The organism is Agarivorans sp. B2Z047, from assembly GCF_023373605.1.
GTDB classification, from domain to species: Bacteria; Pseudomonadota; Gammaproteobacteria; order Enterobacterales; family Celerinatantimonadaceae; genus Agarivorans; species Agarivorans albus.
Genome location: NZ_CP088080.1, coordinates 3,453,914 through 3,479,195, shown reverse-complemented (window position 1 = coordinate 3,479,195; position 25,282 = coordinate 3,453,914). Strand labels below are relative to the sequence as shown.

25 protein-coding genes are annotated in these 25,282 nt (G+C 40.7%); 17 read left to right on the top strand and 8 right to left on the bottom strand.

Annotated elements, in window-relative coordinates:
- Positions 1-2 precede the first annotated feature (2 nt).
- From fliS to LQZ07_RS15815, 3 genes are read left to right on the top strand one after another with little or no spacing between them, the layout of a single operon-like run.
- Positions 3-416 carry a flagellar export chaperone FliS gene (gene fliS / locus LQZ07_RS15825; RefSeq protein WP_152781187.1) on the top strand — a complete coding sequence of 138 codons (414 nt, stop codon included), beginning with the start codon at positions 3-5 and terminating at the stop codon, positions 414-416.
- Positions 417-731 (top strand): hypothetical protein, encoded by a 315-nt coding sequence (locus LQZ07_RS15820; RefSeq protein WP_152781185.1) that lies wholly within the window; start codon positions 417-419, stop codon positions 729-731.
- A gap of 26 nt (positions 732-757) precedes the next feature.
- Positions 758-3,628, top strand: coding sequence for a 6-hydroxymethylpterin diphosphokinase MptE-like protein (locus tag LQZ07_RS15815; RefSeq protein ID WP_152781183.1), 2,871 nt, complete (start codon positions 758-760; stop codon positions 3,626-3,628).
- A gap of 43 nt (positions 3,629-3,671) precedes the next feature.
- Here LQZ07_RS15815 and LQZ07_RS15810 read toward each other — a convergent pair whose 3' ends face one another.
- Positions 3,672-4,073 (bottom strand): hypothetical protein, encoded by a 402-nt coding sequence (locus LQZ07_RS15810; RefSeq protein ID WP_016402460.1) that lies wholly within the window; start codon positions 4,071-4,073, stop codon positions 3,672-3,674.
- A gap of 160 nt (positions 4,074-4,233) precedes the next feature.
- Between LQZ07_RS15810 and pseI the strand changes: the two genes are divergently transcribed.
- From pseI to LQZ07_RS15760, 10 genes are read left to right on the top strand one after another with little or no spacing between them, the layout of a single operon-like run.
- Entirely contained in the window at positions 4,234-5,286 is a 1,053-nt protein-coding gene (gene pseI / locus LQZ07_RS15805) for a pseudaminic acid synthase (RefSeq protein WP_152781181.1), read from the top strand.
- Positions 5,287-6,264: a PseG/SpsG family protein gene (locus LQZ07_RS15800; RefSeq protein ID WP_152781179.1), complete on the top strand. Its 978-nt coding sequence runs from the start codon at positions 5,287-5,289 to the stop codon at positions 6,262-6,264.
- On the top strand, positions 6,251-6,772 hold the full coding sequence (locus LQZ07_RS15795) for a GNAT family N-acetyltransferase (protein ID WP_152781177.1): 522 nt from the start codon (positions 6,251-6,253) through the stop codon (positions 6,770-6,772). The genes LQZ07_RS15800 and LQZ07_RS15795 overlap by 14 nt, the downstream gene beginning before the upstream one ends.
- Positions 6,773-6,776: 4 nt before the next feature.
- Complete coding sequence (locus LQZ07_RS15790; RefSeq protein WP_152781175.1) at positions 6,777-7,019, top strand: acyl carrier protein; 243 nt, start codon at positions 6,777-6,779, stop codon at positions 7,017-7,019.
- Entirely contained in the window at positions 7,012-7,755 is a 744-nt protein-coding gene (locus LQZ07_RS15785) for an SDR family NAD(P)-dependent oxidoreductase (protein WP_152781173.1), read from the top strand. The genes LQZ07_RS15790 and LQZ07_RS15785 overlap by 8 nt, the downstream gene beginning before the upstream one ends.
- Positions 7,752-9,116, top strand: a complete 1,365-nt coding sequence (locus LQZ07_RS15780) for an AMP-binding protein (protein WP_152781171.1) — start codon at positions 7,752-7,754, stop codon at positions 9,114-9,116. The genes LQZ07_RS15785 and LQZ07_RS15780 overlap by 4 nt, the downstream gene beginning before the upstream one ends.
- On the top strand, positions 9,109-10,173 hold the full coding sequence (locus LQZ07_RS15775) for an acyl-protein synthetase (protein ID WP_249483196.1): 1,065 nt from the start codon (positions 9,109-9,111) through the stop codon (positions 10,171-10,173). Before LQZ07_RS15780 ends, LQZ07_RS15775 begins: the two co-directional genes overlap by 8 nt.
- Positions 10,152-11,318, top strand: coding sequence for an acyl-CoA reductase (locus tag LQZ07_RS15770; protein WP_152781167.1), 1,167 nt, complete (start codon positions 10,152-10,154; stop codon positions 11,316-11,318). Before LQZ07_RS15775 ends, LQZ07_RS15770 begins: the two co-directional genes overlap by 22 nt.
- Positions 11,315-12,271, top strand: a complete 957-nt coding sequence (locus LQZ07_RS15765; RefSeq protein WP_152781166.1) for a sulfotransferase — start codon at positions 11,315-11,317, stop codon at positions 12,269-12,271. Before LQZ07_RS15770 ends, LQZ07_RS15765 begins: the two co-directional genes overlap by 4 nt.
- A 12-nt stretch (positions 12,272-12,283) precedes the next feature.
- A complete protein-coding gene (locus LQZ07_RS15760) occupies positions 12,284-13,246 on the top strand; it encodes a glycosyltransferase (protein ID WP_152781164.1) in 963 nt (320 codons plus the stop codon).
- A 2-nt stretch (positions 13,247-13,248) separates the two neighbouring features.
- Here the strand turns inward: LQZ07_RS15760 and LQZ07_RS15755 are convergent, their stop codons facing one another.
- From LQZ07_RS15755 to pseB, 7 genes are all read right to left on the bottom strand, one after another.
- On the bottom strand, positions 13,249-14,259 hold the full coding sequence (locus tag LQZ07_RS15755) for a sulfotransferase (RefSeq protein ID WP_152781162.1): 1,011 nt from the start codon (positions 14,257-14,259) through the stop codon (positions 13,249-13,251).
- Complete coding sequence (locus LQZ07_RS15750) at positions 14,249-14,929, bottom strand: WbqC family protein (protein WP_152781160.1); 681 nt, start codon at positions 14,927-14,929, stop codon at positions 14,249-14,251. Before LQZ07_RS15750 ends, LQZ07_RS15755 begins: the two co-directional genes overlap by 11 nt.
- Positions 14,929-15,972 (bottom strand): FkbM family methyltransferase, encoded by a 1,044-nt coding sequence (locus LQZ07_RS15745; protein ID WP_152781158.1) that lies wholly within the window; start codon positions 15,970-15,972, stop codon positions 14,929-14,931. The genes LQZ07_RS15750 and LQZ07_RS15745 overlap by 1 nt, the downstream gene beginning before the upstream one ends.
- A 3-nt stretch (positions 15,973-15,975) precedes the next feature.
- The gene (locus tag LQZ07_RS15740; protein ID WP_152781156.1) at positions 15,976-17,094 is read right to left on the bottom strand and encodes a DegT/DnrJ/EryC1/StrS aminotransferase family protein; all 1,119 of its coding nucleotides are present in this window, start codon (positions 17,092-17,094) and stop codon (positions 15,976-15,978) included.
- 82 nt (positions 17,095-17,176) lie between these two features.
- Positions 17,177-17,875, bottom strand: coding sequence for a pseudaminic acid cytidylyltransferase (gene pseF, locus LQZ07_RS15735; RefSeq protein WP_152781154.1), 699 nt, complete (start codon positions 17,873-17,875; stop codon positions 17,177-17,179).
- Entirely contained in the window at positions 17,868-19,025 is a 1,158-nt protein-coding gene (pseC, locus tag LQZ07_RS15730) for a UDP-4-amino-4,6-dideoxy-N-acetyl-beta-L-altrosamine transaminase (protein ID WP_152781152.1), read from the bottom strand. The genes pseF and pseC overlap by 8 nt, the downstream gene beginning before the upstream one ends.
- Positions 19,026-19,027: 2 nt before the next feature.
- Positions 19,028-20,014 carry a UDP-N-acetylglucosamine 4,6-dehydratase (inverting) gene (pseB, locus tag LQZ07_RS15725; protein WP_016402444.1) on the bottom strand — a complete coding sequence of 329 codons (987 nt, stop codon included), beginning with the start codon at positions 20,012-20,014 and terminating at the stop codon, positions 19,028-19,030.
- A gap of 320 nt (positions 20,015-20,334) precedes the next feature.
- Here pseB and LQZ07_RS15720 point away from each other — a divergent pair, with 320 nt between their 5' ends.
- From LQZ07_RS15720 to cmk, 4 genes are all read left to right on the top strand, one after another.
- On the top strand, positions 20,335-21,816 hold the full coding sequence (locus LQZ07_RS15720) for a sigma-54 dependent transcriptional regulator (protein WP_152781150.1): 1,482 nt from the start codon (positions 20,335-20,337) through the stop codon (positions 21,814-21,816).
- Positions 21,817-21,921: 105 nt separating this feature from the next.
- The gene (locus LQZ07_RS15715) at positions 21,922-22,965 is read left to right on the top strand and encodes a PAS domain-containing sensor histidine kinase (protein WP_152781148.1); all 1,044 of its coding nucleotides are present in this window, start codon (positions 21,922-21,924) and stop codon (positions 22,963-22,965) included.
- 2 nt (positions 22,966-22,967) lie between these two features.
- Positions 22,968-24,299: a sigma-54 dependent transcriptional regulator gene (locus LQZ07_RS15710; RefSeq protein WP_152781146.1), complete on the top strand. Its 1,332-nt coding sequence runs from the start codon at positions 22,968-22,970 to the stop codon at positions 24,297-24,299.
- Positions 24,300-24,513: 214 nt separating this feature from the next.
- Entirely contained in the window at positions 24,514-25,194 is a 681-nt protein-coding gene (cmk, locus tag LQZ07_RS15705) for a (d)CMP kinase (RefSeq protein ID WP_152781144.1), read from the top strand.
- Positions 25,195-25,282 lie beyond the last annotated feature (88 nt).

Below are 25,282 nucleotides of genomic sequence, written 5' to 3'. Positions count from 1 at the left end.
GTATGTATCAAAAAGGCATTAATCAGTATCGTCAGGTGGGGGTAAAAGACCAAGTTGCGACCGCTGATCCTCATCGAATTACTCAGATTTTGATGCAAACAGCATTAGAAAACCTTGCTGTTGCAAAAGGCTGTATTGAGCGCGCTGATTATCAAAATAAAGGCAAACCATTAGCAAAAGCAACCTCTATCATCACCTCGCTAAAAAACACGCTGGATTTTGAGCGTGGCGGTGACATAGCTGGAAACTTAAATGACCTCTATGAGTTCATGCTCACTAGGTTGTCTGAAGCATCTATAGCGAATGACGCTGCAATCGTTGAAGAAGTGATCGAACTTATGCTGCCAATTAAATCTGCATGGGATCAAATCCCCGAAGCTGATAAACAGCAAGCTTATCAGATGCGCGGCGAGTAGATGGCTACCGCGTTAAACTTTACTAAGAGTTTACTTCAAGCTGAACACTTGTTAACAACCATTCAAGGTGAGCTCTTAAAAGAGGCATCTGCTGTCTCTGTGCTGGAAGCTTTGCTCTCTCAGCACGAGACTCTTCTGAAAGACCTTTGCTCTAGTGCCGATTCTTTATCAAACTCTCAAACTGAAGATCTCAAAAAACATTTGCAGATTATGCAAGCTGTTGTAACGGTGTGTGAAAAAGGTAAAGATGATGTCTCGCTTAAGCTTGGTGCAATTAAGCGAAGTGAAAAAATTAAAAAGGCCTATGGTATATAGCTAGCTTATTCTTTTTAGGGAACAAAATGCTAAGAAATATTGATTTTCAAATTAGTGGCGATGATGAAATTCAACAAAAAATAGAAGCCACAGTGACACCAGTCATCAAACGAAAGTTTCAAATTAATCTTAATGCATTGGCGCAATACTCCCCTGAGTTAGCTGAGAAGTTACACCGTCACCCTCCGGCTCAATACTCACCTTTTATTACTCGAAAGAAGCACCTTAATATAGTAAACGTAACTAAAGGTCGCGCTCTTTATGATATTTCTCCCACGATTCAAGTTAATCAGCAATTGGCTGACTTTCAACATAGAGGTTTGTTGGTCGATACTGAGAACCAGCTTGCTGATATACCGAAGAAAGATGTTTTTGGCACAATTGAAAATGTATATCCCGGCATAGAATCTCAGTATTGTGGGGTTGATGAACAGTCTGATTGTCTGGTCATTTTGGGCTGTGGTTTAGGTTTGCATATCGATCGATTGTTGCAGATGAAGGCTTGGAAGCGAGTATTATTAATCGAGCCCGAGTGGGATCTGTTAGCAGACTCCTTATACAGTGCCAATTGGCTGAGAGTTGTTAATTATATACAAAATCAAGACTGTAAGCTGACCTTAATAACGGGTGAAACCGACCAACAAATGTTGCAATCTTTGCAGCAGTGGCAAGAAGAGTCAGACCAATCTACGTTTTTCTTATTTAAACACTACAATTACGCTCCTTTTAATGCCCTAGAGTTTGGCTTTGCTACACGCAGTTTAAGCTTCTCGAACATTGATAAAATTCGTTGGCCAAGTGAAGATGAAGATAGAGATTTTGAGTGCTGCTTTGGGCTGAATAGCTATCTTGGCAGTGATAAATCTGAGCTGGAAATAGACCTGCTGTCTGAAGAACTTGATTCTCGCAGAGAGCGTAACTTGCTTGCCTTCGCTGAGAGAATGCCTGACATCTACTCGCAGTGCTTAACTTATCAACAACAGCGTTGGATTCCCTTTGTAATGCCTAACGGTGAAGTAAATTTGCTGGACACGGACTATGGGGTTTGCTTGTTTAACAACAGCCCTAAAGAGGAAAGCCAGCTTTACTTTGACTACTATAGTTCTAACCCAAAGTTAGAGACTCTGGATGCTCGTAAGAGCCTTCGTAAGCCAAGCCCATATATTCATTACAAGCGTTCAGATGAGCTTAAAGAGTTAGTGTCTGCTCTGCCGCAGGAATCTAGAACTCAATTACCCAAGCGTTTGCCTTCTTTCATTATGTATGGCTGCGGCACAGGGTATCAAATAGAATCTATCATGCTTGGCCATGATGTCGATTACTTCATTTTGTACGAGCCCAACATTGATTACTTTACTGCTTCTTTGCTGTTGACCGATTGGAGCGCGATATTAGAAAAAGTTGAAGACAATGAGCAAAATATCTACCTAAATATTGGTGATGATGGCAACAACATGTTTAATGATTTACATACCCGGCTTCAGCAGCAAGGTATAAACATTCTGTCATATACTTTTTTCTATGTGAGCTACTTCCATCGTATTATGGACGAAGCAATCCGCAGTACCCGAGAGCAATTTAGGGTGTTAATGAACATTGGTGAGTACTTTGACCATGCAATGTTTAATATCTCTCATACAAATGAAGCATTTAAAAGAAACTGCTATCACCTTAAGAAGGACAAAGGTACTAAGGTGGCAGCTGCTCTATCGAATACACCAGTGTTTATCGTGGGCAATGGCCCTTCGCTAGATGACAATATTGAGCACTTAAAACAGCATCAAGATCATGCAATTATTATCTCCTGCGGCACTTGTTTAAAAACGCTTTACAAACTGGGTATTAAACCTGATTTTCACGCAGAAGTTGAACAAACAAGAGCAACAGTTGAGTGGATTGAGCAGGTAAATGATCCAGAGTGGGTTAAAGGTATCGACTTGCTTAGCGTAAACGGCGTTCACCCTGACGTTGTTTCAATGTTTAATCAAGCATTCATATGTTTTAAGCGTGGTGAAGCCGCCACTCTGATGTATCAAGATACGATTAAAGGGACTAAAGATTTAGAGGATATTCTGTATTCTTACCCTACGGTGTCAAATAGTGCCCTAGCTTACGCCTTAAAGCTTGGCTTTAAGCAAATCTTCATGTTTGGAATTGACTTAGGCTTCAAGGATCCAAGTCAGCATCATAGTAAGCACTCTGCTTACTTTCACGAAAAATCCGGGAAAGAATTGTACAATTACGCTAAGCATGGAACCGGAATAAGGACCAAAGGCAACTTTCGAGAATGGGTTGGCACAAAATATGAGTTTCGCTTTGCTCGTGAGGTGATGGAAGAAGCCATTGCTGAGTACGCCGATGTGGATGTATTTAATTGTAGTGATGGTGCGCATATTAGTGGTACACAAGCATTATTAAGTGAAAACATTATTCTGAGCGAAAGTATTGATAAAATTGCGTTAAAAACCTTGTTAAAGCGACACGCATACACCGCTGAAACCAATACTTGGTATCAACTATTCTCTGAACAGTATCAACAGCAAGAGTTTGTTGATAATTGTGAGCATTTTCTTGATACTTTAGATGCAACAACAGAGAACTGGCAAGATATACTAAATTTGCTGAACACCCAATTTAGTTTTGTACAGCAGAGCTCTGCAAATAAACACTCGCTATTTTTTGCGTTGATGCGAGGAGCAGCCTCCTTTTGTTTGACTTATCTTACTCGTTTGGCTTTCTCATCAGAAGATGAAGAGCTTTGTATTGGGCGCTTTAAAGAAGGGAAAGAGATTTGGCGTAAGTACATTGAAGACGCCAGGGATTATTATGTTGATAGCTTTGATGCGTGGGATGTAACCACTCAAAAAGTAACTTGGGAGCGCCAAGCGAAAGGATAAGTGAATAATCCGCCTTGTAATGGCGGATTATTAAACTGCTGCTCTATTGAACGCTTGTTTGTTCAGCTATTTTCTCAAAGTATTCGTTTATTGAATGTTCTTCGGTTCCTACCAGCGAGTGGTATATTTTACTGGGAAAAGCAAAAGTTTTATCGCCATCTACAACAAAAGTTTGCGGTGGCTCATCCTCGGTCTCTTCTTCATAAAGCCAATGCCCATTGTAAGATTGTATATATACCTCACCCAAATAAGAGCCGAGTAAAAAGGAGTAGGTGAATAACGCCTTATCATCGAGAGCTTGAATGCTTAGTTGGGCAATTATTTTGTCGATATCAGCGATGCTGTTTAAGCTAAAGTCGAGCTCAATCTGATATTCTTCTTTTGCAAAAAGCACAGCGTCTTTAGCTGAATTTTGCATCAACTCGGTAAACTCTTTTGCGTCCATTAGATGGGTCCTCTTAAATTCTTTATTTTAACCTTAACCGAAGCTTAGTGAATTAAAAAGCAAGAATGACGCCACTGTCGAAATCTGTCAAAAAAGTAATGTTTTTTGGGTGTGGTTCTTGCTAGTGTCTAAGTAAAGCAACCTTCGCAAGATTATAACAATGCAAGTAATTACGATTGCTGGTAAAACCATATCCAGCAAAGATAAGCCTTTTATTATTGCCGAACTATCGGGCAATCATCAGCAAGACTTTGCTATCGCTAAGGAAATGATAAAACAGGCGGCAGCAGCTGGAGTCGATGCAATAAAACTGCAAAGCTATACCGCTGATAGCATGACCTTAAACTCAAATAAAGAAGGTTTTGTTATCACTGAGAGTGACAATTTGTGGCAAGGTAAAAGTTTACACGAGCTCTACGGTGAAGCTGCTACACCTTATGATTGGCATGAAGCTTTGTTTAGTTATGCGGAATCTCTGGGTTTGGTTGCGTTTAGCTCTCCATTTGATAAAGCCGCAGTAGATATGCTTGAAGGGTTAAATGTACCTTGCTACAAAATAGCGTCTTTTGAAAATAATGATTTGCCACTTATTGAATACATAGCAAAAAAAGGTAAGCCGGTTATTCTTTCCACTGGCATGGCGAGCCTTGCTGAAATAGATGAGGCTGTACAAACGATACGGGCACAAGGCAATCAACAAATTATTCTCTTAAAGTGCACGAGTACTTACCCTGCATCAGCTGAGAATACTAACCTAGCAACTATTCCTCACATGCAACAGAGCTTTAACTGCTTGGTTGGATTGTCAGATCATACTTTGGGAATAGGAGCGAGCGTTGCAAGTATGAGCTTAGGAGCTTGTGTTATTGAAAAACACTTTGTACTTGATAGAAATGCTGGAGGGGTTGATGCAGCATTTTCGCTAGAGCCTTTAGAGTTAAGTAGTTTAGTAAAAGAATGTAACACGGCAAAACGAGCACTTGGGCAGGTTTGTTATGGGGGCACTGAGGCCGAGGTTAAATCAAAACGCTATCGACGTTCAATTTATATTAGTAGTACAATTAAAGCGGGTGAGCAGTTTACAGCGGATAATTTAAAAGTAGTTCGGCCAGGTTTAGGTCTTCCTCCTAAATATTGGGATAAGGTTGTTGGTAAGACCGCTAGATGCAATTTAGAAGAAGGAACGCCGTTAAGTTGGGAGCTTTTTGCTTAAATGCGTTTATGGATCCGTACTGAAGCTAACTCTACCATTGGCTATGGACACTTAGTTAGGATGCTAGCCTTAGCAGATGCTGCAGTAGCGAAAGGTTTTAATGTAAGTATATTCACTAATACTCCAGTATCAATTGAAGTGCCAGCATCGATTACTATCAAGTATATAAGTGATGATACAGAATTACTGTCTGAGTCGATGAACTGCAAGCCCGACTGGTTATTTGTTGATGGTTATCAGTTTACAGAGTCACAATGCCTAGTATTCAATCAAGTGGCCAAGTATTTGGGCCATATTGATGATCTCGCTTTAAGCCTTCCTTTAAATAGCTCTCTGCTGGTTAGCCCAGCAGGAGAGCAGTTCCTAGATTTTTATCAGCGGCAATTTTCTGCCGCTAAACTTCTCTGTGGTTTGTCGTATGTTTTATTAAGACCAGAGTTTATGGAAGAGCCTTCACAATATACGCAACGTGAATCGGTTTTAATTAGCTTTGGTGGGGCTGATGTGGCCAATTTGAGCTTGAAAGCAATTCGGCAGCTTAAGTACTTAAATATAAGCTCAATTGAATTGGTTGTGACTGATGCAATGAAGCTGGATGAATCAGATGAGTTACTTAACGGTGTGTCTATATTACGTAATTTAAACGCAGCGCAAATGGTTGAGCTTATGGGGAGAGCTAAATTTGCTATCGGTGCAGCTGGCTCAACTATGTTCGAACTAGCAACACAGGGCGTGCCTTCAGTATTTGCTATAGTCGCCGATAACCAAACTAAAGCTGCTACTGCTTTAGTAGACGCTGGCTGGTGTTTTGCCTTTGATGCTACCCAAAATGATGTAGAGCAAAGAATGACTTCGTTACTTCAACAATTGTTAACGAGTGACTTACTGAAAATGCACCAATTAGCTTATCAAACCGTTGATGCATTCGGTGCCCAACGTATTGTTGACGCTATGGAGGAGATAAGTGGAAAGATTTGAGTCTGCCAATGTATTGTTACGCGATATTATGCCAAGTGATTTAGAAATGCTGCGCCAGTGGAGGAACGATCCTGCCATACGCTTAAATATGTGTAATAACTCTGAGATATCAACTAAGCAGCAACTGGCGTGGTATACCCACATTTCTGAACAGACTAAACATAAGCACTTTGTTGCTGAATACTGCAATAACGCTATTGGCTATGTAAATTTAAAACTTGTAAACAAAGGTGTTTATGAGGCCGGATTATATATGGGAGAGCCAAAGTATCGAGGCTCATTTTTAAGCTTTTTGATGGCAATGGCACAATTAGATTACGCATTTGACGTATTAAACGCGAATGTGATTGAGGCCCAGGTTCTAATTAGTAATCAAGCGGCAATTCGCTTTAACCAAAAGCTAGGCTACCAACAAAAAGGCCTTGAAAGCGGCAACTACGTAGATATGAAGTTGCAAGCAAGTTGGTATACTACGCAGCGTCAACAACTTGCTCGTTTTATAAGGTAATACTATGAACAATCAAGAAAAACTCGTGAATGCTTACACTCAAGCCTTAGAGATCCCAGCAACGTCTGTTGTTGATGATCTTAAATACAATACTATTCCAGAGTGGGACTCAACAGCGCACATGTTGCTGGTTGCTGAACTGGAAGCTCAATTTGATGTGATGTTTGATACTGATGATATTATAGACATGAGCAGCGTTGCGATTTGTAAGCAGTTGCTAATTAAACACGGAATTAGTTTTGACTAAGGATCTCGTTAACAAGTGGGTACTCATTAGTGGAGCAAGTAGCGGTATTGGAGCCTCTTGTGCTAAGCAATACTATCATTTGGGCTATAGCCTGTTACTGGTTGCGCGAGATAAGGCTAAACTTGAGCTTTTGAGTGATTCATTGCCAAGTTCTAATGAACAAGAAGTTCATTATTTCAGTGTTGATGTTAGCGATGAGCTTAATGTGAGAACGCTTTTTTCTCAGCTAGTAAAGATAACAAAGCGTTTAGATGTGTTGGTTAACTCGGCTGGTGTAATGTTGCCTCAAGCATTAATAATGACAAAGCCTGAAGTAGTTGAGAAGCTGTTTAAAATAAATAGCTTATCGCCAGTCTGGCTAAGCCAGTACGCAAGCAAATTAATGATGCGACAACGTAAAGGAGCGATCATCAATGTTGGTTCTGCCGTTGCTGAGCAAGGTGCGAAGGGACAATCGGTTTATGCGGCCAGCAAAGCTGCAGTAGAAGGGCTTACTAAGTCCTTAGCAAGAGAGTTAGCACCAGTTGGTATTAGAGTCAACGCAGTTCGGCCTGGTATTATAGATACTCCCTTATTAAACGAACTAAGCGAAGAAGAACGTGAGTCTACCATCAATAAAGTCGATTTAAAGAGAATCGGTCACCCTGATGAGGTCGCGCAAGTGGTTGTATTTTTGTCTCAAGCAGAATATGTCACAGGGCAAATTATAAATGTCGATGGGGGCCTGCATTTATGAATTTAAAGGCCAAAGAGCAGATCGCATTCTACGGCTTACATGAAAACTTAAGCTATAAGCAATTGCTTGTACAAGTCGCTGATATGTTCGAGAGTCTATCGCGAGTTACACCAATAACCCGGCCTTTAGTTTTATTGCAGCTAGACACAAGCATTAACGCTGTAGTCGTTTATATTACCTGCTTACATCACAATCTTCCGGTTATATTGGCAGCACCTACAGCAGATGTAGATGATTTACTTCTTCGTTATGAAGTTAACTTGCATGTCGTGGCATTAGAACAAGGCATAGAGTGCACTAGCATATGCACTGAGCAGCATGCATTAAATACCAAAATAGCAGTTTTATTGTCTACCTCAGGTAGCACCGGTTCACCAAAATTAGTGATGTTATCCAAACAAAATATTGAAAGTAACGCTAAGTCTATTGTTGAATACCTTGATATAAGCTCTGAAGAGCGAGCATTATCGAGTTTGCCCTTTTATTATTCTTATGGCTTATCGGTACTTAATTCTCATTTAGTCGCAGGGGCATCTATGGTGCTTGGTCCCGCAGACTTACTATCAAAGCAGCTTTGGCAGCAAGCCAAACAACACCGTGCTACTAGTTTTGCTGGTGTTCCTTTTAGTTATGAGATGTTACTTAAATTACGTTTAGAGCGTGTATTGCCAGACTCTATCACCACCTTGACTCAAGCGGGTGGCAAATTAGCTGAAAAAACGATTAATCAACTCAGTGCGTTCGCTAAAAACAATCAAAAGCGATTTTTCGTTATGTATGGCCAAACAGAAGCAACAGCTCGTATGGCTTATATCGATAATCAAGATTTAGAGGTATATCCAGGTTCGATTGGTCAAGCTATCCCCGGCGGAGAGCTTATGTTAAAGCCTTCAACCCCCAAGCTAACTCATCAACAGCAAGACAATGTGGGCGAATTAATATACCGCGGACCCAATGTTATGCTGGGTTACGCCAAGACATTAGCAGATTTATGTAAACCTGATTTAGCCGAAATGCAGCAGTTAGCGACTGGAGACTTAGCTTATTGCTTAAATAAGCGTTACTACATTGTGGGTAGAATTAAACGTATTATTAAGCTTCGAGGTATTCGTTTTAGCTTAGATGAATTAGAAACTGGCCTAAAACAGAGCCTAGAAGCGGATTGGTTATTTTGTAGCGGTGAAGATGATCGCTTAGTGGTTATTTTCGGCAAGGGTTGTAATCAAGAACAAAGCCAAGCATTTCTGAGGCAAAAGGGTATACACCCAACATTAGTTTCTCACTATAGTCTTGCTAAGCCTCTATATAATCAAAATGGTAAACCTGATCTCGCAAAAATGTTGGAGCTTGCTAGTGAATAGTTGCTTACTTGACGCGCCCATCTACCAACTTGAACAAAGCAAGAAACAAGCATTGTTATTGGCAGAGTTAAACCGGCTAAATGCTCGACATTATGTGCATTGTGAAGCCTACCGTAAGTTGCTAACAGCCAATCATACAAATATATTGGTTGACGATTATAGCGACTTAACTCCCTTGGCTGTTCGCCTATTTAAACTAATGCGCCTCAGTAGTGTAAGCCCTGAACAAGAATTTAAAGTCATGAGTTCATCAGGCACTACCTCACAAGTCGTTTCTCAAGTGGTACTAGATAGGGCCACAGCCAGTCAGCAATCAAGAGTATTAGTTAATATCATGAAGCATTGGTTGGGCGCTAAGCGTTTACCTATGTTAATTATTGATCATCAGGGGCTTACTAAAAATAAACAGGGCTACTCCGCGCGTGGCGCCGGCGTACAGGGCTTATCCTTTTTAGGTTATGACCACTGCTACGCATTAGATGAAAACATGCAAATAGACTGGCCAAGTGTTCAATCTTTTTATGAGAAACATCAAACAGGACCTGTACTCATCTTTGGTTTTACCTTTATGGTGTGGCAGCATTTTGTTGAAGTACTGCGTAAGCAAGAGCGTAGCTTACCGTTTAAACAAGGTGTTTTGTTGCACAGCGGAGGTTGGAAGAAACTACAAGACAAGGCTGTAGATCGTAATACATTTAACGCTCAAGTTCATGCATGTTTAGGCGATGTGAAAGTTCATAATTTTTACGGCATGGTAGAACAAACAGGCAGTATTTTTGTAGAGTGTGAACAAGGGCATTTACATGCACCAGTATATGCCGATGTGATGATACGCTCTATCGAAAATTTAAAGCAACAACAACATGGAGACAGCGGGCTTATTCAAGTGATGTCGGCGTTACCGAATAGCTATCCAGGGCACACAATTTTGACTGAAGATATCGGTAGGATTTTAGGTCAAGATGATTGTGCCTGCGGGAGAAAAGGGCGCTACTTTGAAGTGTTAGGCCGATTGCCAAAAGCGGAGGTGCGGGGATGCAGCGACACTTTCCAATAAATGGTATTAATTTTGAGGCTGGGCATTGCAGTTGGCAAGGGTTTGCCGAAGAACCGATAAGCTTTTTTGATCCCGAATGCCTTGCCTTCATTGAAGCCTTTTCTACGTGTCTACTGAAAGAGGCAAACGAGTTGCCTAATTTAGCAGCCTTAGGCTTTTTTCTAAGACCGAGTCAGCTGAAAGCTTTGCGTAATAACTACGTTGGTAGCTATCGGCCTAGAGGTTTAAGTTTTCATATTAGCCCGTCAAATGTGGCAAGTACTGCAATCTTCTCATGGTTGTGTAGCTTGCTAGCCGGTAATTTTTCTATCGTTCGCTTATCAAGTTCATTGAATCAAGAGCAGCAGCGATTAATGAGTATTTTAGGTGAGCTTTTTGAACAAAAAAAGCATCAAAAAATTAGCCAAGCCACAAGGTTTATTCGATATCAACGTAGCGATGAAATCAATTCAGAGTTGTCTAAAATAGCTGATGTAAGAGTGTTGTGGGGCGGTGACAAAACTATTCAACAGTTCACTCACTACAGTACACCGGCTCATACCGCAGAGTTACGCTTTTGCGATCGTTATTCAGTCGCTGTAATCGACGGTGATTACTTGTTGTCACTGGATCAAGCTAAACTGGTCGAATACGCAGAAAAACTGACGAACGACATCATTAGTTTTTCACAAAAAGCGTGTTCATCTCCATCGTTTATTTATTGGTTTGGCTCGCTGAACATGCAGCAACATTTCTTCGAGTCACTGGGTAAAGCCGTTAAATCTATCGTGAATAAAGAGCATTACTCGGCAAATGAACAATTGGTAAGCAGCCAATATATTGCAATGGCTAACAATCTTCAAAAATCGTTAAAGTGCAATGAATTGTATTTTCATTGGGCCTCTTTAAACGAGCAGTTGCATCACCAGAGCGCCCAAAATGGGAATGTATTTGTAAAAGAATATCCAGCCATAGGTGCATATAGTCCCTCAATTGGACTTATCGCGCAAACATGCGTCGTGTTAACTAGTGCTGAAAAGTTGCCCGTAATTCAATCCAAAATAGCGGCAGACCGTTATGTAAAACCTGGCCAAGCATTAAGCTTAGATTGGGTTTGGGATGGTATGGATATTATTGCTTTAAATAGTCGAAGGGTGATGATGTGACTGATACAGCGAATGCTTTCAACTTTTTAGCAGCTTCTGAGCGATCTGGTGGTAATTTACTTGTTAAGTTGCTTGGTTCCCATTCAAAAATCTGTGGTCCTGCACCTAAGCACCTAATTCACCCTCTAGCGAATAACTATCACAAATTCAGTTTACAAAAGCACTGGCTAGAAGCAAATGGCTTATTGAGTAGTTTAAGGAATAGTGAATTCTCTCGCTGGGCGAAGGATAAATCATGTTTATCTCTAGGTGACGGTAAGGTGTCTCCTATCGAATTTGTAAAAGCTCTTTTAATGGAAGAGATGGATGTGAATAAAAAGGCGAGTCTGTTCATCAAAGAAAATCGAATGTATGAGTATTTTGCTTTCATACTAGCTCATTTCCCAAAATCAAAGTTTGTACACTTAGTACGAGACCCAAGAGATATGGCGCTATCATGGAAAAGAAACTTAGCGTTTGAAGGAGAGGTTTGCTGTGCAGCAATGAGGTGGCAGAAGGAACAATTGGAGTGGTTGAAGTTTGCGTCCTCATTCCCAGAGAAAGTCGTGTCAATAAAATATGAAGATCTTATTACTGAGCCGGAAAAAGAACTATCAAGAGTGTTGAGCTTTTTAGGGTTCTCTTGGGAAGAGCAAGTGCTCGATACTTTTTATTTAGACCCTATCGTTAAACTAAACTCTACAAAGCAAAGCTCGTGGTCAAATCTTTCTAAACCATTGATAAAGGACAATAAAGGTAAATATTTAAGATGTTTGAGTGAAACAGAAATATCGATGGTCGAAAGTATATGTAGAGTTGAAATGGAGTTGCTTGGCTACCCGATAGTTGGAGAAGTCTTCGATATTTCAAATGTTGCTGAGTTACTCATTATTGAGAAAAACAAAAAGCCAGCACTAAAAGCTACGACAGTCCAATATACAGATATGATAAAAAAGAAATTCTATCAATTTTAAGTGGGGCTATTAGTGGAAGGTAATAAAAGTAACTTAAAACTTTCGGTGCTTATCGTTGCTTACAACTCAGAACGATTCATTCGTGAAGCAATTGATAGTGTATTAAATCAAGATGTTGATTTTAAATTTGAAGTTATTATTGGTGATGATGCTTCTACAGATGGTACCAGAAAAATAATTGAACAGTATGTGGAAAGATACCCATCATTAGTTTCTAAATGCTATCAATATAAAAATAGCAATGGTAGAAATAACTACCCATCTTTAATAGAACGTTCTAAAGGTGAGTATATAGCTAGATTAGATGCTGATGACCTTTTTTATCCAGGAAAGTTAAAAGACTGTGTTAATTACCTAGATTGTCATGAGGATGTTGGTTTTGTGTATCATGATATGGAAATTATTGAGAAAGATTTAGTTAGTAGTACGTTTTTCTCTAAATTCTACAATCAGAAGTTTGTGCCTGAAAAAGCCAATATTGATCATTTGGTGAAATATGGTAACTTTTTAGTACATAGCTCAAAAGTGTTTCGTAAGAAGCTATTTGATGTTGATGACTTTAGGCTGCAGTCTCGGCAGCTAAATGCGATTAGGGATTATTATTCTCACATTCAAAATTGTCGTGATGGTTGGAAGGCCGGAAGAATTGATAAAGTTCTTGGTGGGTACAGAATCCATCCCCATAGTAGAACATCAAAGAACAATATTGTTACTAGAAGATTAGGTTCATTGCAAGATATAGTAACAAGTATAAATTTAAGTACAAATTGCGGCGCAAATAACGAAACCATAAAGCAAGGTCTTAGTCATGCTTATTTTTCTGCTGCGATGTACTTCTTGTGCTTAGGTGAAGAACAGTTTTTTTTGGATGCAATAGATTCAAGTGTGGATAGCCACTTTTTTTTTAGCGATAAACATCAATACGTTTATGAAAATAGACACCTTTTCCAGCAGCTAAAGAAAGAGTTTTTCTGATGCTAATTACACTTTGCTAATATTTCTTTTGCTCTTTTTATCGATGGGGCTAGTTTGTTATAGCTGCTAGGTGATAGTCGGCTCTCATTAAAAATTTGCTCAAGATCGCTTGTGTTTATTTCAAGTTCAAAGTCATACTTCATTTTAAGTTGTGCTGCTAGTTTGTCTACTAGCCAGCGAGGCTCCTGACAAAATTTTTCATAATCTATTTGAATAAAGTTCTCTTTTGGTATTTGACTTAACTGAGTTTCAATATTTCTATTTATGATTAGTGCTTGAAAAGCTGCCTGAGTGGCAATAGGCTCCTTAGCTATCTTTTCAAAGTAAGGGATTGGAAACGAGTACCACGTTTTAGAGTCGCCATATTGGCGGATTCTAGCGTTTATTATTGAGTTAGTTTGGCTGTAAATATCTCTACGAACATAGACGAAAAAACTTTTCTTAAAAACATCTAGCAAAGGTAAAAAGTTATGGTTTAGGTTCATTGCTTTTAAGACTAGAGGTGTGTTTAATTCATTGGAAAGAGCAATTAGTTCATCTTTAAAGCTTGAGTTTATTAGCTTGTTTGTTAGTTGATTTTGAGTGAGGGAGTAGTCATTATCAGTCACAAATCTTCTCCAAAAATACCAAAACTCATTAGGGGATAAAGCCCCATGTGTTTTACCATTTTCGGATTTAAAGTTAGAGTTTTTAAAAGTGGGAAGGTCGTCAAACTCATTCCCAAAGCGGTAATTTTCATCAAAAAGTATCTTTTGTATCTTTGCACCAACCAAAGGGTTGGAATAAAACCTAGATAGGAAATTATTTGGAGTGTAGATCGATTTTGTGGAGTATAGGTATTGAGTTAGTAGAGTAGTTCCAGACCTAAGTCCGCCAAGTACAAAGATAATAGGATGATTTTGATTATTCTCTACTGGTCTCGGAATAAGCGAAAGAATTTCACTTAATGCTTGAATAGATTCTTCCAAATTACTGTTGCGCTTGAATCGAAGCGAGCGTTTATTATCTTCCATAGGTAAACCTGATTCTAGGGTCGACAGCGTTAGATACAAAGTCAAGAATTGATAGGGCAGGCGTAAATCCTTCAGATTGTTGCTTATATTTTACTAGTTCAGGAGCAAGAAATTTCAGCTTTATACCTTGTTTATTAAATTGTTTTTTGTCGTAAAGATTAATTCCTCCTATTGGGTTTATATATTCGTTTGCTCTAAGAGTGTTACATATGCTGATGATTTTTTCACTGGCTGTTGCTTGTCTTGAGTAATCTAGTGTGGAGCTGAGAATGATGTCAGTTTTAATCTCCAGTATCGGTTTTAATAATTCAATGGAGTTGTGGATGAATTCTGCAACATTTAAGCTTTGAAAGTTGATGCATTCAGTTAAATAGTTTCGTATTAATGGGTAGTTTTTGCTATGTCTATAGTTCTGCTCGTATAACTTTTGAAAGCTAGCGAATTCGCCAGTGAATGCATGTTCGTTGATTTTTCTGTTTTGGCTAGCATTTTTAACTGGTATAGAGAACCTGTGTGCCTGATTATTAACCAACAGATTATTCCGGTTAATCCAGCCTCGCTTAATAAAGGACACGTCGTCGAATAAAACAAATGTGTCTACTTTATCTATAATTTGAAAGTAGCCTAAATAAGGCCACAAGTAAGGTTGTATAATTGCTATTTTAGGCATCAGTTGCAATATAGTACAGTTTCATGCCAAGAGTTGTTGTGATGGCCTAAATAGAAATTATAGTCGGGCCTGATACTATCAATCAACTCAGGAATACGCCACAAATCATCAAAATCGTGATATAGGCATACTGCGAGTTTTGGCTTATTGTGTTTAATTATATTTTGAGCGCCTTTGATAGCGGCATAATCAGCACCTTCTACATCAAGCTTTATTAGGTCTGGCCTTAGGTCATTCTGCTTACAGTAATCATCAATAGTACAGACTTCAATTTCAATATCACCCGACTCATCAATATTGCACGATGCACTATGAGTTAAAGAAGATGATGAAAAGCGTAATGTAGTGTTAGAATCCCAGAGGCCCTTTGATACTATGTTAACGCGGTTGGCATATTGGCTTACAGCTAATTTTACCGCAGCTACATTGTCTGCTTCTGGTTCAAAGCTATGGATGCTTGTATCGGTGTTTAGAACTTCAATTAACCTTAGAGCCGTGTCTCCATGCCAAGCACCACCATCTATAACTTGATTAATTTGCATCAGCTTAAACGTAGGGTGTAAATATTGTTCAAATTTTGAAATAGGGAAGTGTTTGTCTGTATTACTTAGATACCCTGCCATATGAGTAAGAATTTCTTTTGAACTAAGGTCAGCTAATCGACTTTCAAGCCAGTTAAGCTTGGCTGTGAGGTCATCAATCATGGTTTCTTTAGCTAGACCAATAATGCTTAAATCGATGAAATTTTCATGGCCTTGTTCTGTCAGTTGATTTGCTATGTCGAAGTGCCAGGTGCTTGCAATGACGATAGCTGGGGCCGATAGAATATTTGCTTTACTTGCATGTTGTATATTTCGTTTGTCGAAGGTTTGTCCTTGCTTCTGCGGGTCATTATCAAGGTAAGACAACACTTCAACATTGTGTTGCTGTAAATATTCTCTAACTCTGACACCATTTGAACCCGCTCCAAAGATTACGACTTCTGAGTTTGCATTTATCCAAGATTTTTGGTGGTTATAAAGATCACTAAGTGCTTTGTTCATTTCTTACCCTAGGCGTAGCGAGTGCTTTGTTAATTGCTTGATGGCTAAATGGATTACCTTACAAATTTCTTTAACATCTTCTTTGTTCATGTCGCCGTGAAGAGGTAGGCAAAAAGCTTTATTTGATACATAGTTGGCGATAGGTAAAACTAAAGGGTAGCAACCTGGTTGCAAGGGATGAAAATAGCGACGGCCAAAAATATTTTGCTGTTGCAGCAGCTCATCTGCCTTGAATAAAAATGCTTCGTCTGAGAATTGAATCGGCATGTACGCATAGTTAGGTGATTTTATAACGCGAATCACTTGACTAGACTCTAATTCTCTTAGTTGTTTCTTATATTCTTCAGTTAAAGACTTTCGTTTCTTGATTTGAGCATTTACTGTTTGTAGGTTAGCTAGGCCAAACGCGGCTTCAAATTCATTCATTTTTGCGTTAGTGCCTGTTGCCGCAGGCATACCAGCTGCAAAACCAAAATTAATCATCGATTTTGCCTTTATATAATCTTGTTCGCTCTTAAGTATTAGTGCTCCACCTTCGATAGTATTGAATATTTTGGTAGCGTGAAAGCTTAAGGCGGTAGCATCGCCACTATTTAAAGCAAGCTTTTGGTGAAGGCTTGGAGCGCCAAAGCTCTGTGCCCCGTCATAAATAAGCTTCAAACCATGTTGTTTAGCGAGGTTTTCAAATTCTTGATTGTGAGCGGTACGACCATAAACATTTACTGGCAGTATGGCTTGGGTTTTCTCGGTGATTTTCTCGGCAGCACTAGAAGGAGATAGACACAGGCTTTTGTTGTCGATATCTGCAAAAATAGCTTTAGCACCTACCCAATCAATTGCTTGCCCTGTGGCGGCAAAAGTAAATGGGGTAGTGATGACTTCTTGGTCAATATCATAAAGCTTTAATGCGAGCTGTAAGGCTGAGGTACCATTGGCCGTTAATACCAAGTACGGCACATCTAAAAATTCGCTTAGAGCTTGTTCAAGCTCTTGAACCAGTTGCCCGTTGTTAGTGATCCATTTAGCTTTATATATTCTATCAATATAAAAGTTTAATAGTTCCCTATCAGGTAGGCAGGGGCACTGTACTAACAGCGGCTCTGTTCTTAATTGCTGTGCCATAGGTAGAACCCCTTATTCTAGTTACTCTTTATCGTTATCGGTAATCTAAGTCATAACTTTAGCTAAGCTGTGCGACAAAGATTTAACACTTGTTTTTGTTTAGATAACTAAACAAAAACTGTGCCATGTCCCAGTCTTCTTGGTCATCAATATCTTGCGTTAACATTCTTGGCAGAATCACCGGATAAGAGCTCGCAGAGAACATACCAGCATTTTCGTTTAGCGCTTGGCGAGTCCACCAGTAAAACTGTCCTGCATCATGGTAGGCTGGCTCTAAGTCTTGCGATCGTTGGCCCATCATCTCAGGTTGAAATGGAGTGACCCCTTTGCCTGCCAGCTTGACTGCTCGCTGTATTGGAAAGGTAAAGCTAGAGGCTGAAAAGCTGGTTCTGCAATCTGGTTTAGATAAGTTCGATGCTGCTTGTTGTAAACCCTCTACTTCCACAAATGGAGCAGTGGCGTATAAACAGCAAATAATTGAGAACTTATTACTTTCAGGGTCTAAGGTTTCAACTGCATGTCTAACTACATCGGTCGTACCTACATAGTCGTTGGATAGCTCGGGTGGTCGAACAAAGGGGGTCTCGGCGCCATAGTGATTGGCTATATCAATGATCTCTTTGCTGTCACTAGAAACGACAATTTTACTAAATAACTTACTTTGAAGTGCTGCTTCGATAGACCAAGCTATCATCGGCTTGCCACAAAAATCCCGGATGTTTTTTTTGGGGATACGTTTGCTTCCCCCCCTTGCTGGGATTACACACAAGCTTTTACTCATTAATAATCTCCAACAAGGAATTAATCACGCGTTGTTGCTGTTGATGGCTTAAGTCTGGATACACGGGCAGAGATAAGGCACTCTTAAAGTATTGTTCAGCTCCAGTAAATTTTTCTATCTCTGCATTACTTATACGGTGATATGGCTGGCGATAAATAGGGATATAATGCAACTGACAATGAATGTTTTTGTCAGCTAACTGTTGATACACAATATCTCGTTGGTTGTTTGGAATGAGTACCACAACGAGGTGGTGAGCACTTTCCCCCTCCTTGTTTTGTTCAAGGAGGCTTAAGTTTTGGGCACTAAATGCTTCTTGGTAGATATTGAATATTTGCTGTCTACGTTCGATAAAAGTATCGAGTTTCGCCAACTGACTTAAACCAAGTGCAGCTTGCAGGTCTGACAATCTGTAGTTGTAACCTAAAATTTGTTGTTCGTAATACCACTGAGGTTGGCCGGGCTGTTGAAGGTCTTGCGACTCTTTGGTAATGCCGTGGGATGCAAGCTGTTTTAGGCGTTTAGCTAAATTTGCATCATTAGTGGTAATCATCCCACCTTCAGCGCTGGTTATGCTTTTTACTGGATGAAAGCTAAATACGCAGCAGTCACTATATTTACCACTTCCTATTTTAGCTCCTTGATAACTGGCACCAAGAGCATGGCAGGCATCTTCTATCAGTTTAATACCTAAGGGTTTGCAGAGCTTATGTATAGCTTGCATGTCGCAACTGTTCCCTGCTATATGAACAACAACGATAGCTTTGGGAAGTGAATTGGTTTTGTGGGCGCGCTGTAACTTGTTGGCCAGTGCGCCAAGTGAAATATTGCCGGTGTTCGTATCAATATCGATAAAGCTAACATTTGCACCGCAATAAAGCGCACAGTTGGCTGACGCCACGAAACTAATAGCAGATGTCCAGACGGTATCACCTTGCCCAACGCCTAAGGCTAAGCAAGCCAAATGCAGGGCTGCGGTTCCATTGCTGCAGGCAATGGCGTGCGCACTACCTACGTAGGTTGCTAAGGCTTGTTCAAATTGAGCAACTTGAGGTCCTTGGGTGAGAAACGCTGAATTGAGTGTATCGACTACCGCTTTAACATCATCTTGGTCAATTTGCTGCTTACCGTAATGAATTGGACTGCTCATGCTTATCGAAGCTCTTTAATTTGCTCGATCGTAAGATAATGAGGGTTAGATAAAGAGTTGTACTCCATTCCTAACTCAACCTTTTTACCGCCTTCACCTAATGCATTTTTTTGAAAATCATTAGTGCGACTACTGAAGGAGATAGACGGAGCAATCACATAATGATCGTCAAACTCAAAGGTATGGTATGAGTCATCCGCTGGACACATCACTTCGTGAAGTTTTTCTCCTGGCCGAATGCCGATGATATGAGTCGCCAAGTGTGGCGCCATTGCTTTTGCTAGGTCTACGATTTTAACCGAGGGTATCTTAGGTACATAAATCTCGCCACCATGCATACGATTAAAGTTGTCTACTACAAACTGTACGCCTTGTTCTAGTGTAATCCAAAAGCGTGTCATATCCTGATGAGTAATTGGTAAAGACTCAGCACCTTCATCTATTAGTCGTTGAAAGAAAGGAACTACGCTGCCACGCGAACCAACGACATTGCCGTAACGAACAACCGCAAAACTGGTATCTTGGTCTCCAGCTATATTATTTGCCGCAACAAATAACTTATCGGATGCAAGTTTAGTGGCACCGTATAAGTTGATGGGGTTGGCTGCTTTGTCTGTAGAAAGAGCGATGACTTTTTTTACATTGTTATATAGTGCGGCGTCGATAACATTTTCGGCACCATTGATGTTTGTTTTAATACACTCCATTGGATTGTATTCAGCAGCTGGAACTTGCTTTAGAGCTGCGGCGTGAACAACAAAATCTACGCCACGCATTGCCATGGTAATACGTTGTTTGTCTCTTACATCACCAATGAAATAGCGCATACAGGGTTGATTAAACTCCTGCTGCATTTCATATTGTTTTAGTTCATCGCGGGAATAAATAATAACGCGCTTGGGTTGGTACTCTTTTAAAAGCAACTTAACAAACTTTTTGCCAAATGAGCCGGTACCACCCGTAATCAATATTTGTTTGTTGTTAAACATCCGCTATTCCCGTTTCCACTACTAATTGTTGTTAGACACTTTAATCTAAGTTGTTCTATGCAAAGCTTATACCTAGAAGCCTATCCAAATTAATCTATTAAACAAGAGACTCCTTGACTGTTTGTTCAAATCTTCTACGCAATCCACAAATTACCGAGTGGGTGGGGCTGTACTTGTCACATAATACTGAACAAGTGTCATATTTTTGTCGCTTTTACGGCTTATGCCTTGCGTATTTTTGACGCCTGTTTACAATCATTTAATAGGGTAACTAGCCATAAGTTTGTCGCAAGGTAGCTTATTTTTTGCAGGGGATAGGGATGCAAGCATCCAATAGCGTTTTAGTTTGTGAAAGTGACCAAGAGAGAGCTAAGCAACTAGAAACGGTACTTGGTTTTATTGGCCAACAATTTAACGTATGCAATACCGACGAGCTAAGTGCTTTGGCGAGTAATGCAGATAAAGTTGTTCTAATCAGTAAACAGTTAGAGGATGTGCAAAGCATTATTGCTAAACATCCTCATTGTCCATTTTTAACAGTAGGTGAGGGCAGCACCGTTGAGGTGTTACCTAACCTTATTGGCCATTTAGATCTGCCTTTTAATTATGAGCAGCTTACTCAGTTGCTACATCACTGTGACGCATACTTAACTCATCTACCTGGTAAAGCAAGCCCTGCTAAAAGTGAGCGCTTACGCCAGAACTTGATTGGTAAAGGTATTGCTATTCAAGAAGTACGTCACTTGATTGAACAGGTGGCAACTAAAGAGGCTAATGTACTTATTCTCGGTGAATCGGGTACAGGTAAAGAAGTGGTAGCTAAAGCTATTCACGACCATTCAGTACGCAGCGAAGGGCCATTTGTGCCAATTAACTGTGGTGCTATTCCTCCCGATTTACTCGAAAGTGAATTGTTTGGCCATGAAAAAGGCGCATTTACTGGCGCCTTTGCTATGCGCAAAGGCCGCTTTGAATTGGCCGAAGGTGGCACGCTGTTCTTAGACGAAATTGGTGACATGCCAATGCCTATGCAGGTTAAATTACTACGTGTACTGCAAGAGCGTCAGTTTGAGAGAGTGGGTGGAAGTAAAGCGATTACCGCAAATGTGCGAGTGGTAGCGGCAACGCACCGCCAGCTAGAGCGGATGATTGAGCAAGAGAAGTTTCGAGAAGATTTGTACTATCGCTTGAACGTATTCCCCATTGAAATGCCATCGTTGCGAGAGCGCCAGGATGATATTCCTCTGCTGCTTCAAGAGTTAGTTAATCGCCATGAAGACGAACATTCGGCAGTGGTTAGGTTTACCCAACGCGCAGTTGAGTCCTTAATGCAGCATCAATGGCCAGGTAACGTACGTGAATTATCCAATTTAGTTGAACGCCTTCTCATTTTGCATCCTGACCAAATTGTCGACGTAAACGATTTGCCGCCGAAGTATCGTCATATTGATGCCGAAACCTTTGAGCCTAATTACAGCCCTGAGCTGGCTGAACGCGATGCGCTGTTAGCTATTTTTAGTGATGAAGATGCCTCGGTATTTTCTGATCCAAGCCCCGAAGCGCTATTTCCTGATGGGGAGCAAGATCAGGAGCTCGATGAAGAAGGCTGGGGAGCGGTACAGCAGCTCCCTGATGAAGGAGTTAACCTAAAAGAGCTATTGGCTGACCTAGAGGTAGATTTAATTCGCCAAGCGCTTGAGCAACAAGATGGTGTGGTTGCTAGAGCGGCAGAACAACTGGGGATGCGGCGAACAACCTTGGTTGAAAAAATGCGTAAGTACGGTTTGAACAAAGATAGCTAAACGCATTAATCTTATGTTAAGGCTCTGAATTCAGAGCCTTTTTTATATGGCACGAATATTGATTGATAAGCATTGTTAACGGTTTTATGACGCGGAGCTTATTTCATGCCCTCAGTGCAACTTCAACAACAGCCAACCAGCTTATCTGAGCATAACTTGTCGCAGATTTTCGACGTTATGCCATCGGGCTTAGTATTGCTTGATAATAAAGGTTTTGTCTCTAGGGCAAATCCGGTGGCTAAGCAATTGCTGGGAGATGATATAGAGCAACAACGTTGGTTAGAGGCAGTACCAAGATTGTTCTCGCCAAAGGCCGACGATGGACACGAACTCTCATTGTTTGATGGCAGGCGGGTAAAGCTAAGTCTCTCGCCTTTGCAAGATACTCAAGGTCAGCTCATTGTGTTGACCGATATGACACATACCCGCCAACTACAAGCCAATGTTGCCAAGTTGCAGCGGATGTCTGCGTTAGGAAATATGGTGGCCTCACTAGCCCATCAAATTAGAACACCACTTTCCGCTGCCATGCTGTATGGATCGAATTTATCGAATAAAACCTTGTCGGATAATGCCCGCGATAACTTTCAGAATAAAATGATGGACCGCCTTAATGACTTAGAAACACAAGTGAACGATATGCTGTTGTTTGCAAAAAGTGGCGAAAGGATGGTGGTCAATCAGGTCAGTGCTCAGCAAATCATAGAACAATTGCAAGCTGCTACTGAGGCTTGCGTGCGTCAACATCAGGTTAAATTGTCCTGCGTAGTAAGTACACCACATGCAGAAGTTCTAGTGAATGCTAATGCCTTGGTGTCTGCTTTATCTAATTTGGTCGAAAACGCCGCGCAGTTAAGTGCTAAGGGAAGTGAACTAAAAGTACACATTAGTTGTTCTGGTGAGGAGCTTTTCATTAGCGTCGAAGACCACGCTGGTGGGATAGATGAAGCGAATAAACATAAGATTTTTGAACCTTTTTATACCACTAAGCAAAACGGAACAGGTTTAGGCTTAGCGGTAGTGAACTCTGTCGTGAAGGCGCATCACGGAAGCATTGAGCTTGAATCAAATTCAAAAGGCTCATGTTTTACAGTGCGTTTACCACTTCCTGAGGCACACCATCATGATCTTGCTGTAGGAGGGCAATAACCATGAGTCAATCTACAATCCTTATTGTTGAAGATGATGCCGGTCTGCGAGAAGCATTGGTAGATACCTTGCAATTAGCGGGATATCACTGTGAACAAGCGGATAGTGCAGAGTCTGCACTTATTGCCTTAGCGGAAGAACCCGTTGATCTAGTGGTGAGTGACGTGCAAATGAGTGGCATGGATGGTTTAAGTCTACTTAAAAATATCAAACAAAAATGGCCTCAAACGCCGGTTTTGTTAATGACCGCTTACGCCAAAATTGACGATGCTGTTTCGGCAATGCGTGATGGTGCTATTGACTACCTATCAAAACCTTTTTCACCAGAAGTATTGCTAAACCAGGTTGGCCGCTATGCACCTTCTATTAAGGTAGAAAAACGCGAACCTGTTTATGGCGATGCTTCTACCGAAGCGTTATTAAAGTTGAGCCAGAAAGTTGCAGCGTCTGAGGCGTCGGTATTGATTAGCGGGCCAAGTGGTGCAGGTAAAGAGGTATTGTCACGTTATATTCACGACTGTTCACCACGTAAAGAGCATGAGTTTGTTGCTATAAACTGTGCTGCTATCCCCGAAAATATGCTCGAAGCAACGTTGTTTGGTTATGAGAAAGGTGCCTTTACTGGTGCTATTAAAGCTTGCCCTGGTAAGTTTGAGCAGGCGCAAGGCGGAACTATTTTGCTAGACGAAATCAGTGAAATGGATCTTGGCTTACAAGCGAAGTTACTGCGGGTGTTGCAAGAGCGCGAAGTTGAGCGCTTGGGTAGTCGTAAAATGATAAAGCTAGATGTTCGCGTGATTGCTACCAGCAACCGAGATATGCGAGAAATAGTTAGGCTAGGGCAGTTTAGAGAAGATTTGTATTATCGCCTAAATGTATTTCCTTTAAACTGGCTACCACTAGAGCAGCGTAAAGGTGATGTATTGCCTTTAGCTACGCATTTGCTCAATCGCCATAGTGCACAAAACTATGAGCTGAGCTTAAGTGCGCAGCATAAATTACTCAATCACTCCTGGCCTGGTAATGTGCGCGAGCTAGACAATGTTATGCAAAGGGCGCTAATTCTAGCTAATGGTAACGTGATTGATAGTGACTGCTTAGTCATAGAAAATCAGTTAGAGCCATTACAGGTTGAACCCGTGGTTGAGTCTTCACTGGCAAATGAACCTTTAGGTAATGAGTTACGCCAACAAGAACAACAAATCATTTTAGATACGCTTAAAGCGTGTCATGGCAAGCGTAAGGATGTCGCGGAAAAGTTGGGTATTAGTCCTAGAACACTCCGCTATAAGTTGGCGCGCATCAAAGATTCTGGTGTAGAGCTTCCCGCCTAAAAAATAGCAGACACTATTAACAAAAAGCAGTATATCCAGATGATATACTGCTTTTTGTTTAAAAGTGGGATAAGCGTTCGGTTTATTTTGTTTTTTGTTAATAAATTAGTGAGGCTTATTGTCGGCTTTTCACGTATAATGCCGCCGAATTTTTTAGTTCTTATCTATCCCCCGATAAGAACTCGCATTTTGCTTTGGACATTATGGAGGACTCATGACTCAAAACGTTCCAGTGGTGACAATTGACGGGCCTAGTGGTTCTGGTAAGGGCACTTTATGCCAAAAGCTAGCTCAGCATTATCAATGGCAACTTCTGGATAGCGGAGCCATTTATCGAGTCTTGGCTTTAGCTGCTTTGCATCATGAAGTAGCTTTAGACAATGAAGAAGCGTTAAGTCTTTTAGCTGCTCACCTTGATGTGCGATTTGAAGCTAAAGAAGGCAATACTTTAGTCATTTTGGAAGGGGAAGATGTTTCCCTAGAAATTCGTAAAGAAACAGCTGGCAATGCCGCCTCAAAAGTTGCTGCATTTCCGCGAGTGCGCGAAGCTTTATTACGACGCCAGCGCGCATTTCGAGAAGAGCCCGGTTTGATTGCCGATGGGCGAGATATGGGAACGGTTGTTTTTGTTGACGCTCCGGCGAAGATCTTTTTGGATGCAAGTGCAGCAGAACGGGCGCAGCGACGCTATAATCAGTTGCAAGAAAAAGGCTTTAGTGTTAGTTTTGACCACCTTTTGAGCGAAATTGAAGAACGTGACCACCGCGATAGAAATCGTAGTGTAGCGCCTTTAGTTCCTGCTCAAGATGCGTTAGTTATTGATTCTACATCACTTTCTATTGAAGAAGTGGTGAAAATGTCGATAGATTATATCGACAGTAAATTAACCCAGTAATCTCTGGGATTTGGCGCACCTATACCAAGGATGAATTAGGTGTTTATTATTAACCCCATTTAGCCGGATTGCTAAGTGGACGTTCTTA